The organism is Rhizobium sp. WW_1, assembly GCF_003610155.1.
Classification (GTDB): domain Bacteria; phylum Pseudomonadota; class Alphaproteobacteria; order Rhizobiales; family Rhizobiaceae; genus Rhizobium; species Rhizobium tropici_A.
Genome location: NZ_RAIN01000002.1, coordinates 430485 through 445828, shown reverse-complemented (window position 1 = coordinate 445828; position 15344 = coordinate 430485). Strand labels below are relative to the sequence as shown.

At 60.2% G+C, this 15344-nt stretch carries 13 protein-coding genes; 5 read left to right on the top strand and 8 right to left on the bottom strand.

Annotated elements, in window-relative coordinates; genetic code table 11:
* The first annotated feature begins 85 nt into the window (after positions 1–85).
* Positions 86–895, top strand: coding sequence for a helix-turn-helix transcriptional regulator (locus BJ928_RS09480; RefSeq protein ID WP_052227713.1), 810 nt, complete (start codon positions 86–88; stop codon positions 893–895).
* Between the two features lie 14 nt (positions 896–909).
* Here BJ928_RS09480 and BJ928_RS09475 read toward each other — a convergent pair whose 3' ends face one another.
* The 4 genes from BJ928_RS09475 to BJ928_RS09460 all read right to left on the bottom strand — a co-directional run bounded on the left by BJ928_RS09475 (position 910) and on the right by BJ928_RS09460 (position 5070).
* Positions 910–1467 carry a GNAT family protein gene (locus BJ928_RS09475; protein WP_047631731.1) on the bottom strand — a complete coding sequence of 186 codons (558 nt, stop codon included), beginning with the start codon at positions 1465–1467 and terminating at the stop codon, positions 910–912.
* Between the two features lie 2 nt (positions 1468–1469).
* A complete protein-coding gene (locus BJ928_RS09470; RefSeq protein WP_082011869.1) occupies positions 1470–2543 on the bottom strand; it encodes a serine hydrolase in 1074 nt (357 codons plus the stop codon).
* Positions 2544–2673: 130 nt separating this feature from the next.
* Complete coding sequence (locus tag BJ928_RS09465; protein WP_047631733.1) at positions 2674–3246, bottom strand: hypothetical protein; 573 nt, start codon at positions 3244–3246, stop codon at positions 2674–2676.
* Positions 3247–3267: 21 nt separating this feature from the next.
* Positions 3268–5070, bottom strand: a complete 1803-nt coding sequence (locus BJ928_RS09460; RefSeq protein ID WP_047631734.1) for a diguanylate cyclase — start codon at positions 5068–5070, stop codon at positions 3268–3270.
* A 739-nt stretch (positions 5071–5809) separates the two neighbouring features.
* Between BJ928_RS09460 and BJ928_RS09455 the strand changes: the two genes are divergently transcribed.
* The 3 genes from BJ928_RS09455 to BJ928_RS09445 are packed head-to-tail and all read left to right on the top strand — an operon-like array spanning position 5810 to position 9053.
* A complete protein-coding gene (locus BJ928_RS09455; RefSeq protein ID WP_052227714.1) occupies positions 5810–7318 on the top strand; it encodes a DUF4173 domain-containing protein in 1509 nt (502 codons plus the stop codon).
* Positions 7319–7335: 17 nt separating this feature from the next.
* Positions 7336–8040: a response regulator gene (locus BJ928_RS09450; RefSeq protein WP_047631927.1), complete on the top strand. Its 705-nt coding sequence runs from the start codon at positions 7336–7338 to the stop codon at positions 8038–8040.
* Complete coding sequence (locus BJ928_RS09445; RefSeq protein ID WP_047631928.1) at positions 8040–9053, top strand: HAMP domain-containing sensor histidine kinase; 1014 nt, start codon at positions 8040–8042, stop codon at positions 9051–9053. Before BJ928_RS09450 ends, BJ928_RS09445 begins: the two co-directional genes overlap by 1 nt.
* A gap of 85 nt (positions 9054–9138) precedes the next feature.
* Here the strand turns inward: BJ928_RS09445 and BJ928_RS09440 are convergent, their stop codons facing one another.
* From BJ928_RS09440 to BJ928_RS09430, 3 genes are all read right to left on the bottom strand, one after another.
* The gene (locus BJ928_RS09440) at positions 9139–12534 is read right to left on the bottom strand and encodes an acyl-[ACP]--phospholipid O-acyltransferase (RefSeq protein ID WP_047631735.1); all 3396 of its coding nucleotides are present in this window, start codon (positions 12532–12534) and stop codon (positions 9139–9141) included.
* A gap of 90 nt (positions 12535–12624) precedes the next feature.
* The gene (locus BJ928_RS09435) at positions 12625–12906 is read right to left on the bottom strand and encodes a YiaA/YiaB family inner membrane protein (protein ID WP_047631736.1); all 282 of its coding nucleotides are present in this window, start codon (positions 12904–12906) and stop codon (positions 12625–12627) included.
* Positions 12907–12943: 37 nt separating this feature from the next.
* Complete coding sequence (locus tag BJ928_RS09430) at positions 12944–13633, bottom strand: PspA/IM30 family protein (RefSeq protein WP_047631737.1); 690 nt, start codon at positions 13631–13633, stop codon at positions 12944–12946.
* A gap of 111 nt (positions 13634–13744) precedes the next feature.
* On the opposite strand from BJ928_RS09430, the gene BJ928_RS09425 reads away from it, so the two are divergent.
* Entirely contained in the window at positions 13745–14353 is a 609-nt protein-coding gene (locus tag BJ928_RS09425) for a TetR/AcrR family transcriptional regulator (RefSeq protein WP_047631738.1), read from the top strand.
* 31 nt (positions 14354–14384) lie between these two features.
* Here BJ928_RS09425 and BJ928_RS09420 read toward each other — a convergent pair whose 3' ends face one another.
* Positions 14385–15269, bottom strand: coding sequence for an alpha/beta hydrolase (locus BJ928_RS09420; protein ID WP_245432264.1), 885 nt, complete (start codon positions 15267–15269; stop codon positions 14385–14387).
* Between the last annotated feature and the right edge of the window lie 75 nt (positions 15270–15344).

Genomic DNA, 15344 nt, shown 5'->3' with positions numbered 1-15344 from the left:
TGTGGGATGGGGCAGACACGAAAGGAGATATCCTGCTTGAAAGGAGTTCTAGGCTAACGCCAAGGGCTTTGATATTCTCACGTGTATGGATCAATCATCGTCGCAAAAGGATCAAGCCTATCTGCAGCACGGCACTGATGTCGCCGAGGGCATTGCCGTTATCACGCATGACGACCGCCGCTTTACCAGCGCTCGCCACAGCCATAGGCAGGCACAGCTGCTCTACGCCGTCAACGGCGTGATCTCCCTGACCACGGATAGCGGCACCTGGGTCGTGCCGCCAAGCCGCGCTGTCTGGCTGCCGCCGAACCTCGAACACGTGACGGCGAGCCATACGAGCGTGCAGTTTCGCTCGTTGCTGCTCGATCCCGATGGCAAAGACGCGTTGCCGAAAGAGTGCATGGTGGTGGAGGTCACGCCACTGCTGCGCGAGCTCATCCTGCGCCTCACCGGCCTTGTCGACAAACCCGATCACAAGGAGGTTGCAGAGGCGGTCATTCGGCTGCTGCTTCTCGAACTCACCTTCCAGCCTGCGCAGCCACTTAACTTGCCGCTGCCGAAACATCCAGCCCTTGCGAGATTCTGCGAAACCCTGCTCGGCAATCTTACAAGCACGATCTCGATCGAAGATGCGGCAGCCGGACTTCATATGAGCCGGGCGACGCTCATGCGGCTGTTTCAACGCGAGACCGGCTTGAGCTTCGGCCGTTGGCGGCAGCAGGCACGGATGCTGAAGGCCCTGAGCTTGCTCGCTGAGGGCCGAAGCATTCTCGAAGTCGCAATGGATTGCGGCTATGAGAGCCCGAGCGCCTTCTCAGCGATGTTCCGGCGCTCGCTTGGTCGCTCACCGCGGGATTATTTTCAGTCTGTCACACGCCCCGATGCGGCCGGTTAGCTGTCGACTAGGTGCTAGTTCTGCCGGTCGTCGGCCAGACAACCAAACATACGGAAATCATGGAAGGCCTCCTTGAATCGTGCCTTCTGTCGAAGCGTACCCTCATATTGGAAGCCCGCCTTTTCAAGCACCCGGTCGGAGGCGGTATTTCCCGGGAGCGTCCAGGCCTCGATGCGATTGAGCGAAAAATCGTCGAAGCCGCATCGGACGACTGCTCTCGCCGCCTCACTCATCAGCCCCTTGCCCCAGGCCGAGGGATGCAGCTCATATCCCAGCTCGGCACATCTGGCGTGCCGGTCGATACTGTTGAAGCGGATAGCGCCGAGCAAACGGCCGGAACCCCGATCCTCGATGATCCATGAACAGCCCTTCCCCTTGGGATAGATTTTGATCATCCATCGCAAGGAACGTTCGATCTGCGCCGTCTTCGGTGCATCAACCCAGTTCGAGAACCGCGTGACCTCCGGTCTCGAAATCAACGCATGGAAATCGTCGCGATCGTCCATGCTTGCTTCACGAAGCCGCAGCCGTTCCGTCAGAAGCGTGGGAAACTCGCTCTTGAAGGAAGCCATCTTCACGCTTTCAGGACGTTGGCAAGAATGATCTCGCGCCAGACGCGGGTTGGCGTAATCCAGGCATCCCATAAATTATACTTGCCGGAGTAGATGACGGCGGCGATGTCCGCATCGGGCATCAGCCAAAGTCTCTGGCCGCCGTTTCCGAAGCCGGCATACCAGGGGCGCGGACTATCAAACGCCGGCACCGGCGCGTCGCCTGAGAACCACAATCTGCCATAACTCAAACCGTCCCCGGTCGAAATCGCCGGCGCGAGGGATTGGACGATCCACTCCTCCGAGACGATCCTTTGGCCGTTCCACACGCCTTTCTGCAGGAAAAGCATCCCGACCTTCAACAAATCTGGGGCAGTCAGGCGCAAGCCGGATGCCGGTGATGCCACGCCGTCATGGCCGGCCGACCAGTGGAACTTCGCAATGCCGAGCGGCTCGAAGAGAACCTCTCGTGCGAAATCAGGCAAGCGCTTGCCGGTGCCGCGCTCGATGATCGCCCCCACCAGCGCAACACTGCCGCCGGAGTAAATCCAGCGCGTTCCCGGCTCGGCGATCACCGGACGCTCCAGAACGAAGCGATATCGGTCCGGTGCATTCTCCATCGCAATTTCGCTATTCAGCGGATCGGTATAGGGGCGATCCTCGTCCCACTCCATGCCAAGCGTCATCGTCAGGGCGTGGCCGACTGTGATCTTGGCACGCGCGGGATCCCTTGCGAGGTCATCATATTGCGGAAACTGCTCATAAAGAGGGGCATCCACCGGCGGCACCAACCCCTTGTCGAGCGCGATGCCATAGAGAAGACCGGCTATGCTCTTGGTGACCGAGCGCAGATCGTGCAGCGTATCAGCGTCGAAGGCGACGTCTCCGAGCGGCGCTCCCCAATTTTCGTCGGGGCCAACGGCATAGTATTCCAGACATAGGCTCCCCGAACGGGCGGCAAGCACGACATGCAGATCGCGCAGAAGGCCGGATTCGACACCGGCTTCAAACTTGCGGCGGAGCCCGGGGTCGAAGCCCATGGCCTGCAAAGTTTCGCTACCCGGTGGCAAGGGTGAAGTGCTCTGCGTCACGGCCATGAAATCACGTCCCTCCGTTATGCGACTTTCAACGCAGGCTACAATCTAAGCATGTGTTCAGCAAGGCGATCGCACTGCATTTCGGTCCTCCCGTTCGACCATTGCAAGGCAGTCGCTGATCTTCGGCCATTTACGTCTTTAACAGCATACCCAAGAGCTCAATCACACGATCACTGGTCTGCTCGTCATTGTTCTCGATGTAGGAACAACGAAGTCCGCGCAATTGCGTAGCGTCCAGCCAAAGCGCAAGATATGTCTTTAGGATTATCTGCCCGTCACTGACATCGGATGTCGAAGAGAGGATATCAACGTCGAGAATTCTAGACGAATGAAGCGCGAAAGGCGTCGAAGGCTGCAAATCCGTGCGTCCGTGCAGAATATCCTCGCGCTCCTGCATGATGCTGGCCGCCATCCAGAAATTCAGTTGGCCCACGGGGAATTTTTCCGGGTTGGCCAGCGACTTGATGTCTGAAAGACCAGCCGGAGCATCGAGGTGAAATGCCACACATTCGAGCGTGTCCTTCGCACACCCCTCGCCCCTGCAACGCAGAACCAGATCGGAAACGACGTCGCCGGGCTTTGACGCAGCCGAAGTTGCGCCCCATCCCGGATAATCCCGATGCAGTGGTTCAGCATAGGCTTGCGTATTGATGAAAACGACAAGCGCCAACGGAAGAATTCTATCAATCATCCCTTTCATCATAGTCACAGACGCTCCGCCGACCTATCCCCTCTTCAGCTCCCCTTCTGCCTCCTTGGCAAACGCCGCCTCCGTTCTGTTGCGGCCGTTCAGCTTTGCCTTCAGCAAGGCCCCATCCGCCCGGTTGATCAGGGTCGTGGTCGGCCCGGAAACCGGAGAAGAGGCGATGCCGACGGAGATGGATAGCGGGCCGACAATCCGCGCGCGATAGGAAAAGGGCGTGCCGAAGACCCGCGTGCGCAGCTTCTCGGCAAGCGCAAAGCCCTCCTCGTCGGCGAGATCGGTGGCGATAACAGTCAACTCCTCTCCGCCGAAGCGGTAGACCGTGCCGGCTTGGCCGATCGTATCGGCGGCGATCTGCCCGACATGCCGCAACACTTCGTCGCCGGCATCATGGCCGAACTCGTCGTTGAAACGCTTGAAGTGATCGATGTCGATCATCATGCAGATGACCGTGCGGGCGGATTGATCCCTGTGGAGATTATTGAGCGCTTCGTCCAGCGAGCGCCTGTTGAGCAGCCCTGTCAGGGCATCGCGCACGGCGAGATTGATCAATCGGTCACGCAGCTGCAGGTTCGCGATCGCAAGGCCGATATTTTCGGCGATCAGTTCCAGATAGAGCCGCGGCGCATCGGCGGCGGTCGCATCCTTCGTGCGGTCCTCGAAATAAAGCAGGCCGATCGCTTCGCCAAGCGCGGTCAGGGGAACGCAAAGACCCGGCACGCCGGAGTGATCCAGATGCTGGCAGGGAATATCGGTATCGGCCACATGGCTGACATGCGGGCGGCCGCGGCGCAGGCCCCAGCAGGCGGCGGCGGCAAAGGAAGGCTCGGTATGCTCCGGCTCCAGCCAACGGCTGACTTCGCTCAGCGTCGTCCTGCTCTCATTCATCGTGTAGAGGCAGCCCGCGACGCCGGGAAAGATCTGCGGCACGAAGAGTGCAACGACTTCGGCAAGCTCGTTCTGGGCGTAGCACGCCTGCAGGCGGTGCATCATCTGCAGGATGAGATCCTTTGTCTCCAGATCGCGCTTGCGCTCGGCGTCGAGACGGTTCCGCTCCAGGCCGTTCTCGCGGAAGATCTGGATTGCGTCGTTCATCTCGCCGATCTCGTCACGGCGGCGGTCGGTCGGTACTTCGACGGCATAATCCTGCCTGGCAAGCCGGTTGACGATCCCCGTCATGCGGACGAGCGGCAGGGCAACCCGGCGCCGCAAGATGAAATAGAGGACGCCGAGAAAGATCACCGCGGTCAAGGCGAGCATCACCTTGGCAATATTGGCCCAGAGATCGCTGCGTGCCTGCGCGGAGCGGAAAGCCGCTTCGGTGCGCGCCGTTGCCAAAGTGCGAAACTGGTTGACGCTGTTGAGGAGCGCGGTCTGGACGCGCTCGTGTTCGGGGCCGAACAGCGCGTCGCGCGCGCCGGCCTGATTGCCGCCGGTATAGGAGGTGACCGCAGCTTCCTCTACCTTGTCCAGCGCCTGCGCATTGACAGCCACCTCCTCGACCACCTGAAGCTCGGCATCGGGCAGACCAAGGCCACGCAGGGCGTTGATGGCCGTGTCACGGCGGCGTTCTTCGTCCTCGTCGACGGTGAAGGCATCCAGGTGTCTCTCCTCGCCACGCATGACATAGAGACGTGCCTCGTCCGTCGTTTCCTCCGCGCCAAGCGCAAGCTCTTCGCCCATGCTGTTCAGCAGCAGATGCTGCTCCACAGCCTGCCGTTCCTGCGTGGCGCTTCGGGCCGAGAGGATGAAAGCGACGGCAGACAGCACGGTCAGGACCACGGTGATGCCGTAGGCCCAATTCGTAATCGTGGTAATTCTCATCTGCCGCCCTCTGCGCCTTTTCAGGCACTCCTAAACTACATGCGCCACCAAGCCCTCAGTTATGACATCCAGCCGTGGGATCAAGCGAGAATATGCGGCGTGGAAAGCTTATTCCAGGCTTACAGACGCGAATCCTCCCGCATCCCTCGACAGAGCGGCGCATTCCGGTGCTTCCTCGCGTCCGCCTGTATCGCACGAAACGGAGCGCCATGGGCGTCGCCTGTTTCTGACGGGAATCTCGGTCGTAGCCGAATGACCACTTCCGAGATTCCCGGCTGTCGTCAGGGGTGAGTACGACAGCCGGTTCAACAAATCGATTTTCAGACCATCAATCCATAGGCTGACTGGAAGCTGGAAAACATATGCTTAAGTTCCACAAGTGACTGCCCCGTTTTGAGACATCCATTATGCAATGCTAAAATTTATGCTGCCAAGATTGGCGCTGCCCTCGGCACTTGTTGTGCAGATCTCATACAACGCAGATAATTCGAACCTTCCAACTTGACAGATTTTCCTGAATAGCTGCTCGGGCTCTGCACAGATTCTGCAAAGGCGCGCGCCATCGTAGCGCCATGAACAACACGCCCGAAACAATCAAAACGCCGCCCGTCCGCCTGCCACGCAGTCTCCTCAAGGAGGGCTGGTGGCTGGAGGACGGGCGGCACCCCCAAGCCGATCAGCCCGCTCAGGCGGCCAGGATCATATCCTTCGCCGAACATCTCGCACGGAGCCGATACCGATGAGCCTGTCCAATACCCGCGCCCTTCCTGCAAACGCCACAAGCAACTCCAATCGCAAATTCCTCACATTCATTGCCCTGGTCGCACTGGCCGACCTTCTGCTCTTCGACAGGGCGCCGGGCCTCAATCTCTTCCTCTTCGCCAATATCATAGCCGTCAACCTGCTGATTTCCTCTCGAAGAAGACAATCCATTCCAAAGGTTGCGGCATTTCTGCTCCTCTGCCTCGTTGCATCGGCACCGCTTGTCGAGGCCGCGTCCTGGATGGGCATGACTATCGGCCTGCTTGGCCTTTGCCTGATATCGCTCGGCGTCAGCGGATTGATCCCGCGTCAATGGATCCGCCTACCGCCCGTGCTGCTCCGCTTCCTCGTGGACGTGCCCACGCGGCCTTTCCGCAGCGCAAGCTATCGCTGGCTGCACCGCCTGAGAAAACCGTCTCCGCGCGGCGTCCGCCATCACCTTCGCGGCTGGATCATCCCGCTTGTTTTTGCCGCCGGCTTTCTAGCCCTTTTTGCAGCGGCCAATCCATTGATCGACAAGACGCTGCACAGAATCGACCTTACCTTCCTGCTGCAATTGCTGGACGCATGGCGGATCGGCTTCTGGCTGGTCGTTGCAGCCTCCCTGTCCCTGCTGCTTCATCCGCGTCTGAGGCAAAGACGCTCACGTCGAGGCGAAGTCCCCGATATTGTCACGAGAACCGAGGATCTGCTGTTCGGCCATGATGCTCTGCTGCGCTCGCTGCTCGTCTTCAACGCCCTGTTTGCCGTGCAGACGCTGCTCGATCTTACCTATCTCTGGGGCGGAGCTAGCCTGCCCGATGGCATGTCCCATGCCGAATATGCCCATCGCGGTGCCTATCCGCTGATGCTCACCGCAATCCTTGCCGCCATCTTCGTGCTTGCCGCCATGCACCGCGGCGGGCCGGGCGATCGAAGCCCTCTGCTGCGCGGCCTCGTGCTTCTGTGGATCGCGCAGAACATCCTGCTCTGCTTTTCCTCCATTCTGCGGCTCGATCTCTATGTCGAGGTTTATTCGTTGACCGAACTGCGCGTTGCCGCCGGCATATGGATGGGTCTCGTCGCGATCGGTCTCTTCCTCATTCTCCTGCGCATCCTGCTTCACCGCTCCAATGAATGGCTGATCGCACTCAGTTCCGCAACGCTCGTCGTCACGCTTTACGCCGCCGCGCTGATCGACATTCCCGCCTTCATTGCCCGCTTCAATGTCACTCACAGCCGCGAGATATCGGGCGAAGGCGTTGTGCTCGACCTCGACTATCTCTCGACACTGGGTCCCGCAGTCATCCCGGCGCTCGATGCCTACCTGGCCTCGCTGCCCGCCGACGGCGATGTCCGCCGGGTACGCGAAGCGCTCCAATGGCAGCACATAGGACGCTCGCGCGACTGGCGAAGTTGGACTTATCGCACCGCCCGCCTCGACGACTACCTCAAGAAGATGCAACTCTTGCAAGACGAGACGGAAACGAAGAAAACGAACGGGTGAACCAGGACCTCTACAGCATGGCCCAACGCATCCTCGTTGCCGACGACGAACCCAATATTCGCGACGTGATCTGCTTCGCGCTCGATCGCGCCGGCATGAAGACGACGACCGCGCGCAATGGCACGGAGGCCATGATGGCTTTTCACAAGGGCGGTCTTGATCTCATCGTCCTTGATGTCGGCATGCCGGAGATGGACGGGCTGGAGGTCTGCCGCCGCATCCGCAAAACATCGAACCTCCCGATCCTGTTCCTGTCGGCGCGCGACGAGGAAATCGACAGGATTTTGGGACTGGAGATCGGCGGCGACGATTATGTCACCAAACCTTTCAGCCCGCGCGAACTCGTCGCGCGGGTCAGAACCATATTGAAGCGCAGCGGCCATGGTTCGGCGCCGGATGCAACCAGCGGCTCCGCGTCCGTTGGGTCGCTACGGCTCAATCGAGGTGGCCGTACCGCGAGTTTTGCCGACATGCCCCTAAGCCTGACGGCGCTCGAATTTGCGATCCTCGATACACTGCTTACCCGGCCCGAGATCGTCTTCAGCCGCGATCAACTGATGGAGGCAGCCTATGGCGCCGACATGCAGGTGGCCGACCGCACCATCGACAGCCATATCCGCAATCTCCGCGCCAAGCTTTCGGCAGCCGGCGGCAAGGGCGTCATCGTCACGGTACATGGCATCGGCTTCAAGCTGACATCGGCCACGGAAGGAACCGCATGATGCGCGCGCCACGGGTGAGACCGAAATGGCGGCCGCCGCTCGCCCTCATCGTCTATGCCGTACTTCTGACCGTAATGACGCTGCCGGTGTTGACCGTCATCTGGTTTCGCGTCGTTCGCGCCGCCTCAGGCGCGATGGCACCGGCAGAAATTGCGACGCTTGCCGTTGTTCTGATCCTGACCCTGTTCGTCGCTTATGTCCTGACGCGGACGCTGACCGTGCCGATCAACGCACTGATCGCCCGTACGGACGAGATCGCCCGCGGCGGGCGCTCCGCCATCCGGCCGCTCGAAATCTACGGCACGCGCGAGGTCGCGACGCTCTCCCAGAGCTTTCTCGATCTCGCCGGCAAGCTGGTCGACCATTCCGACTACGTCCGCTCCTTCGCCACCCACGTTTCCCACGAACTGAAATCGCCCTTGACCTCGATCAAGGGAGCGGCGGAACTGCTGCGCGACGATGACGACAGCAATCCGATGAGCCCGGAGCAGCGCAGCCGCTTCCTCGGAAACATCATCGCCGATACCGAGCGGCTGGATCGGCTGTTGTCGCGTCTGCGCGAACTCGCGAAAGCCGAACTGCCATCCGAGCAGGGCTCCAGCAGTCTTCGCGACATTGTCGCCCAGCTGGAGATGCAGTTTCGCCAACTTTCCATCATCAACGAGGAAAGTGCAGAAGAGATGATGGCTCTGCCCAACGAGGCGGCTGGCATCATCTTTGCCAATCTGGCCGAGAACGCCTTTCAAAGCGGCGCTATGACGCTTGCAATCGAGGCAAGCAACGAGGGACGAAGGACGACAATCCAGGTGCGCGACAATGGCTGCGGCATTGCCGACGGCAATCGCGACCGTATCTTCGAGCCGTTCTTCTCGACACGGCGCGACAATGGCGGCACAGGCATGGGCCTCGGAATCATCAGGGCGATGCTCGCTTCACATGGGGGCAGCATCGAATTGCTGGAGAGTAGCCCGGCTGGCACGACGTTTCAGATCGTCCTGCCGCGCATTTCCTAAGCCAATCCACAACATCAGGCTTCGGCAACAAAAGGCGGCCGCTGGCTCTAACCATCGGCCGCTTTACTACTTCAGCATCTATAGCCTACGCCGCCTGTGACTCAGACTGAGCTTCCAAGGCCATCGCGCGGGCTGTTACGAAATCGACCTTGCCGGAACCGAGGACCGGCACCTTGCCGACGGTCACTTCTGCCGGAACCATCATTTCGGTGGCACCCTTCGATTTGGCGAAGGCCAGGAAATCGCTTCGGGTCGCATCCGGTGCATCGGTGAGAAGCACGAGACGCTCGCCCTTCTTGGCGTCTGGCACGGAGGAGACCACGCTCAAGGCGCCGGGCCAGAGTTGAGCGGCAAGAGTTTCCACAGCAGCCAGCGAGATCATTTCGCCGCCGATCTTGGCGAAGCGCTTGGCGCGGCCGCGGATCTTGACGAAGCCGTCCTCGTCGATGGTAACGATGTCGCCGGTATCGTGCCAGCCTTCCGGCAGCGGCTCGAGAACGCCGGGATTGTCGGCGCGCAAATAGCCGGCCATGACGTTGGCGCCACGGATCATAAGACGGCCGCCCTCGTCGATGCCTGGAACCGGCTCGAGCTTCCATTCCATGCCCGGCATGATCTTGCCGACCGTTCCCGTACGATTGTACATCGGCGTGTTCAGCGAGATCACCGGGGCAGCCTCGGTGACGCCGTAGCCTTCCAGGATGCGCAGGCCGAATTTCTCCATATAGACTTCGCGGGTCGATGCTTTCACCGGCTCGGCGCCCGAGAAGATGTAACGGATCGATCTGAGGTCATAGGGATGGGCGGTGCGCGCATAGCCGTTCAGGAACGTATCCGTGCCGAAGACGATGGTCGCATTCGAGACATAGATGAGTTCCGGCACGATGCGATAGTGCAGCGGCGACGGATAGAGGAAGATCGGCACGCCCGAGACGAGCGGCAGGATCGTACCCGCCGTCAGGCCGAAGGAGTGGAACATCGGCAGGACATTGAACACCTTGTCGCCGGGGTGGAAATCGATACGCGAGGCGGCCTGGGCTGCGTTCGACAGGATATTGCGGTGCGTCAGCACCACGCCCTTCGGCGCCCCTTCCGAACCGGAGGTAAAAAGGATCACCGCCGCGTCATCGGCGGTGCGCTTCACCAGCGGCCGATACTTGCGCATGAGGCCGACGATCTTGTTGAGGAAGGTTATCTGCGTGCGCAATTCGTCCAGCCAGACGAATGTCACCTGCTTTTCGAGTTCCTCGACGACAGGACCGAGCTTTGCCTGTGTAATGAAGGCACGCGAGCAGAGCACATGCTTGACCTCAGCCGTCCGGCAGGCGGAGAGGATGTTGGCAGCACCGGCCGTGAAGTTCAGCATGGCCGGAACCTTACCCGCCGACATCACGCCGAGGACAGTCGCGGCCGTGCCATTGGCGTTCGGCAGCATGACGCCCAGCGTCTTCTCGTTCGGGAACATCTTCTTGAACTTCGCGCCCAACACCGCAGCGCCGGTGAGAAGCTTGGCATAGGAGAGCTTGCCGGCAATCGGGTCCTCGACGGCGAGTTTCTTGCCACCATATTCGTGGGCGCTTTCGATGACGCGGCCGAGGACCGTATTGTTCGTGTCGGCGGTGCGGAACATCAGCGCCGACATGATCTGATAGAGAGCGGCGCCGGCGGCGATACGGCGCTTGCGACCCTTGAGTTCTGCGGGAACGTCGAGCTTGACCGGCTCGAGGATCGTCACCTTGACCTTGGGGAAGAGGCGGCGGCGCACATGGCTCGAGGTCAGGTAGGAGGCATAGCTCTTTTCCAGACCGTCTATACGGACAGGCACGATCATCGCGCCGGTCTTGTCGGCGACCATGGCCGCACCGTCATAGACCTTCATCAGTGTACCCGTGACTGTCAGGCGACCCTCGGGGAAGATGCCGACCGGGCTGCCATCCTGGATCACCTTGATCAGCGAGCGCGTCGCCATCGGTTTCGTCGGGTCGAGCGGCAGGAATTTGCACATCTTCAAAAGCGGCCGCACCCACCATTTTTTGGCGAATGCAGTGTCGATCGCAAAGACTGGCTCTTCCTCTGTGATGGCGAGCGCCAGGGCGCCGTCGAGCAGGCTCACATGGTTGAGCGCGATGATCGGTGCGGGACCTGCCTTGCGGATGTTTTCCAGGCCTTCGACTTCAAGCCGCATGAAGGCGCGGAAGATGATGGAGATGAGGTCGCGGAAGGCATTGGTCGGCAGCATTTTCAGCATGAGCCAAGCAATCGCGATGTTGAGCACGGAGATGCTGAGGATGATAACCGGGATCGACAGGCCCACTGCCTGCAGGACGGCGACAAGCGCCAAGCCCACGGCGATGAAGAGAGCAGAGAGCACATTCGAGGCGCCAATGACGCGGGCGCGGCGATCCTCGTTTGCCCAGCTCTGCATGGCAGCAAACGTGGGGACGGCGAGGAAAGCACCACCGATCGCCATGCCGGCGAGATCGATAGCGACGCGGATGGTTTTCGGCCCGGCGAAGAAGGCAAGAATGGTTTCGGCATGACTGGTCGACTGAAGGCCCCACAGGTTCCAGCCGAGATCGAGACCGAAGAGCGCGACGATCAGCATGCCGATTGGCGCCGGCAAAAGCACGATGCGGCCGGCAGCCATCCATCCGGCAATGGCCGAGCCGATGGCGACGGAAATGGCGAAGATTGCCAGATAGGCGGGAACAACGATTTCCGAGCCACCGAGAATATCGGTGACCATGACCGGCAGCATCGACATGATGAAGGCGCCGACGAACCAGAACCAGCAGTTCATCAGCGAGGCGCGCCAGATGCGGCTGTCGGCGCGAAGCTCGTTGACCAGCCTGTAGCTGGAGCGCACGACATTCTTGTCGACGACGAGGTCCGGCGCCTTGGAACCGGTCGCGGGGATCATGCGGGCGGAGAACCAGCAAAGGAGGGACAACCCCATCATCATCGGTCCGAAGATCCAGACATTCTCGCCTTCGCGGAAAGCGACCGCTGCGACCATGGTGCCAGTCAGAATGGCGATGAAGGTGCCGCCCTCGATCCAGGCATTGGCCTTGGGAAGATCCCGGTTTTCCAGATGATCCGGCAGGATGCCGTATTTGATCGGCCCAAAGAGCGAGGAAATGACGCCGAAGCCGAAGAGGGCAAGCATCAATATCCAGATGGAGGAGAAGGCAATGCCGACGACCGAGATCGCCGCCACGAGAAGCTCGCAGCGCTTCAGAAGCTCGGCCAGCTTGGCCTTGTCGTGCTTGTCGGCGAGTTCGCCGGCAATCGCCGACAGGAGCAGAAACGGCACGATGAAGATGCCGCCTGCGAGCGTCACCAGGGCCGCTCCCTCCGTCGCCATCTGGGCGAGAATGACGAAAACCAGAGTCTGCTTCAGAAAATTATCATTGAAGGCGGTAAGGAACTGCGTCCAGAACAGCGGCGCGAACTTCCTCGATCTCATCAGGTGCTTTTGCATGGCGTATCCCTCATTCAGCCAACAAGACGCCACAGAGTTGTTACGCAAAGGTTGAGCGCGGATACAACTCTGCAGCGTCGTTAATAAAGATTAGTCCTGACCGTCACGATTGAACTTAACCAGAAGCTTTTCCGTGCGGGCATCCTCCACCTTGCGGATCAGCTTCTCGGCTTCGCTGTTGTCGCGGATCGTCTTGGTAACGTTGACCGCCGTCTGCACCAGCATCAGGATGCCCATGGCAAGGTAGCCTTTGCCCCAAAGATCGATCGGCATCATGTAAAGGCCGACCAGGAGCATAAATGCGGCGGCGGCGAAGGAAATATAGGAAAAGCTGACCCAAGCCTGGGAATGTTTCTGGAAGCTGTCGTTCATGATCGTATCCTCTCTCGTTTGTCTGGTGTGTTCGGTTTCAGGCTGCTGAATTCATGCGCTGACGCAGGCGGGCAAGCACCTCGTCGGCCGAAGGGCCGAGTGGTGCGCCGCAGCCGGCATTGGCGAGTTTTTCGATGATATGTGCCTGCCGGCTGGCGGCATCCATTTCCTTCATGGCCGAAGCTGCGATCTCGCAGCGGCTCTGATAGGCCTGAAGGCGGGCAAGCGTTTCCTCGGCGTCATCGAGCGTCGCAAGGCCGGAATTCTCGTCGCAGACGGCGTTGAGCTTCTGGGTTTGCTGGGTCGCGCGCGCCAGACGCTCACCGCGCTGCAATTCCTGCAGCCGCGCTTCCGATGCGCGAACCGTTGCCTTCAGCTTGCCGATCGTCTGGTTGAACTGCGCCTGCGCCTTTTCGGATGCGTCGCGCTCGGCTTCGAGCTGAGCGATCGCTTCGGCCGCTTCCCGGGCGAGTTCGTCGCTGCCCTTGTGAAGCGCGGCAACGGCCCGGCTCTCCAGATCCGCAATCCGGCCGACGATGGCTGCATGCCGGTTCTTCTCCTGCTCATTCTGCGCGATGGCGATGGCCACTGCCCGGCGCGCCGACTGGATGGCTCCGGCCGCGTCGCGGATCTGCTGCGCCAGCAGGGGAACCGCATTGCGATCGATGAACGCCTGCTCCGCCTCAAAGGCCCGACCGCGGATCAGAGTCAGAATTGAATTGAACATTTGTCGTCTCCCGTTTATGAACACTGTTCATGAACTGATGTATGCCAGAATCATGAACGGCGTTCAAGAAAAATTTTGAACAACGTTCAAAAAATCGGATTGGAATAGTTAATGGCGAAAAAAACCCTGGAGAAGCGCGAGGATCTCAAGCAGCGACTGATCGAGGCGGCGCGCAATCGCATAGCGGCCGATGGCCTTTCCAACCTCAGGGCGCGGGATGTCACGCAGGATGTCGGCTGCGCCCTTGGTGGTCTCTATACAGTCTTTGCCGATCTCGACGATCTCGTCATTCACGTCAATTCGGCAACGCTGAAGGGGCTCGAAGCCTCCCTGACACTGGCGGAGGTTAAAGATCACACGCCGACTGACCGATTGCGCAACCTCGCCCGCGGCTATCTCAGATTCGCCGTCACCCATCGCAATCTATGGAAGGCCCTCTTCGACCATCGACCGCCGAATGACCGCCCCAGCCCCGAATGGCACCTGGAGGAGCATATGTTCCTGATGGGCGTCATTGCCGAGCCACTGGCCGAATTGCAGCCGAACATGTCGGAGACGGCCCGCGCCATCCGCGCCAGAACCCTGTTCGGCGCGGTGCATGGTGTCGTCAGCATCAGCCTCGAGGGGCGGTTCGTCGGCCTGCCGATCGAGAGCTTGGAACAGGAGCTCGACGACTTCATCCTGACGGTTGCGACCGGGGCCGCGGCGAGACAAGGCTAATACCTGCTGTAAAGGAAACTCGCCTCGTCGTTCATAGCGCCTCTACCCAAGACACGATCGCCGAGTTCACATCGTCCTTGCGGTCCTGCATGATCCAGTGCCCGGCGTTCTTCCAGACGTCGACCTTGGACTTCTCGTTCGAGAACCATGTGCGCATCCGTGCGGCCTGGCTCTCGTCCCGGCAGAGATGATAGAAAGGAACTGTGATCGTCTTGCAGAAGGTTTCGCTATTGCTGCCAAGACCGACCTGATCAGATCCGAAGAATAGCGGTCCGAAGGATTCTCGAACAGGATGCTCGGGTGTTCCCTGAAGTCGTCTTGCATGCCAGCGCTTGAGTGCGGGATCGGTCGATGGGTCGTAGACACTTTCGAACAGGGCCGGACCAACAACGCCAGGATTCTGGGTCTTGAGACCGTCGACGGTTTTCTTGAAGATCGGCCCAAGGCTGTCAGCAAAGCCGAGGGAGCCATCGACGGACACGACCGCGTCGATTAGATCAGGCCGCTTTGCCGCAAGGCGTGCGGCGACCTGCCCACCCATGGAATGTCCTATCAATATGAATTTCTCACCCTCGAATTTCCTTTCGATCAGTGCTTCGATGTCACGGACATAGTCGCCAGGCATGTAGCTGCCTGATGGCATGATCTCGGACCGACCATGGCCGCGTAGATCGACGGCAACGACCCGATAGCGGCTTTCAAGCGCGGGCAATTGCCAACTCCAGTCATGGGAATCACACGTCCAGCCATGTAGCAGCATGACGTTCCGGCCCTTTCCCGAGACCGTGTAGAAAAGATTAGCGGTGCTCGCCGGCACAGCGAGGGCGGGATTGGGGCCCGCCGCAACCGCCGCCACCGTCATTCCAAGGATGGTCATCAGACCCCGCCGCGATAGATCGAAGTTGCTCTCTGCCACTGATTGTCTCCTTTGAGATCTCTGGCACGTCCGCCGGCTTGCCGCTCGGCGGCCCGGCGTTGATGGCTCGGTGAC

What these genes read in the sequence shown, in the direction of transcription:
- BJ928_RS09465 (WP_047631733.1), bottom strand. Translation starts at nt 3,246, where the DNA reads ATGATGAAAGGGATGATTGATAGAATTCTTCCGTTGGCGCTTGTCGTT.
- BJ928_RS09435 (WP_047631736.1), bottom strand. Translation starts at nt 12,906, where the DNA reads ATGAACGACAGCTTCCAGAAACATTCCCAGGCTTGGGTCAGCTTTTCC.
- BJ928_RS09455 (WP_052227714.1), top strand. Translation starts at nt 5,810, where the DNA reads ATGAGCCTGTCCAATACCCGCGCCCTTCCTGCAAACGCCACAAGCAAC.
- BJ928_RS09480 (WP_052227713.1), top strand. Translation starts at nt 86, where the DNA reads ATGGATCAATCATCGTCGCAAAAGGATCAAGCCTATCTGCAGCACGGC.
- BJ928_RS09470 (WP_082011869.1), bottom strand. Translation starts at nt 2,543, where the DNA reads ATGGCCGTGACGCAGAGCACTTCACCCTTGCCACCGGGTAGCGAAACT.
- BJ928_RS09440 (WP_047631735.1), bottom strand. Translation starts at nt 12,534, where the DNA reads ATGCAAAAGCACCTGATGAGATCGAGGAAGTTCGCGCCGCTGTTCTGG.
- BJ928_RS09425 (WP_047631738.1), top strand. Translation starts at nt 13,745, where the DNA reads ATGGCGAAAAAAACCCTGGAGAAGCGCGAGGATCTCAAGCAGCGACTG.
- BJ928_RS09445 (WP_047631928.1), top strand. Translation starts at nt 8,040, where the DNA reads ATGCGCGCGCCACGGGTGAGACCGAAATGGCGGCCGCCGCTCGCCCTC.
- BJ928_RS09430 (WP_047631737.1), bottom strand. Translation starts at nt 13,633, where the DNA reads ATGTTCAATTCAATTCTGACTCTGATCCGCGGTCGGGCCTTTGAGGCG.
- BJ928_RS09450 (WP_047631927.1), top strand. Translation starts at nt 7,336, where the DNA reads ATGGCCCAACGCATCCTCGTTGCCGACGACGAACCCAATATTCGCGAC.
- BJ928_RS09475 (WP_047631731.1), bottom strand. Translation starts at nt 1,467, where the DNA reads ATGGCTTCCTTCAAGAGCGAGTTTCCCACGCTTCTGACGGAACGGCTG.
- BJ928_RS09460 (WP_047631734.1), bottom strand. Translation starts at nt 5,070, where the DNA reads ATGAGAATTACCACGATTACGAATTGGGCCTACGGCATCACCGTGGTC.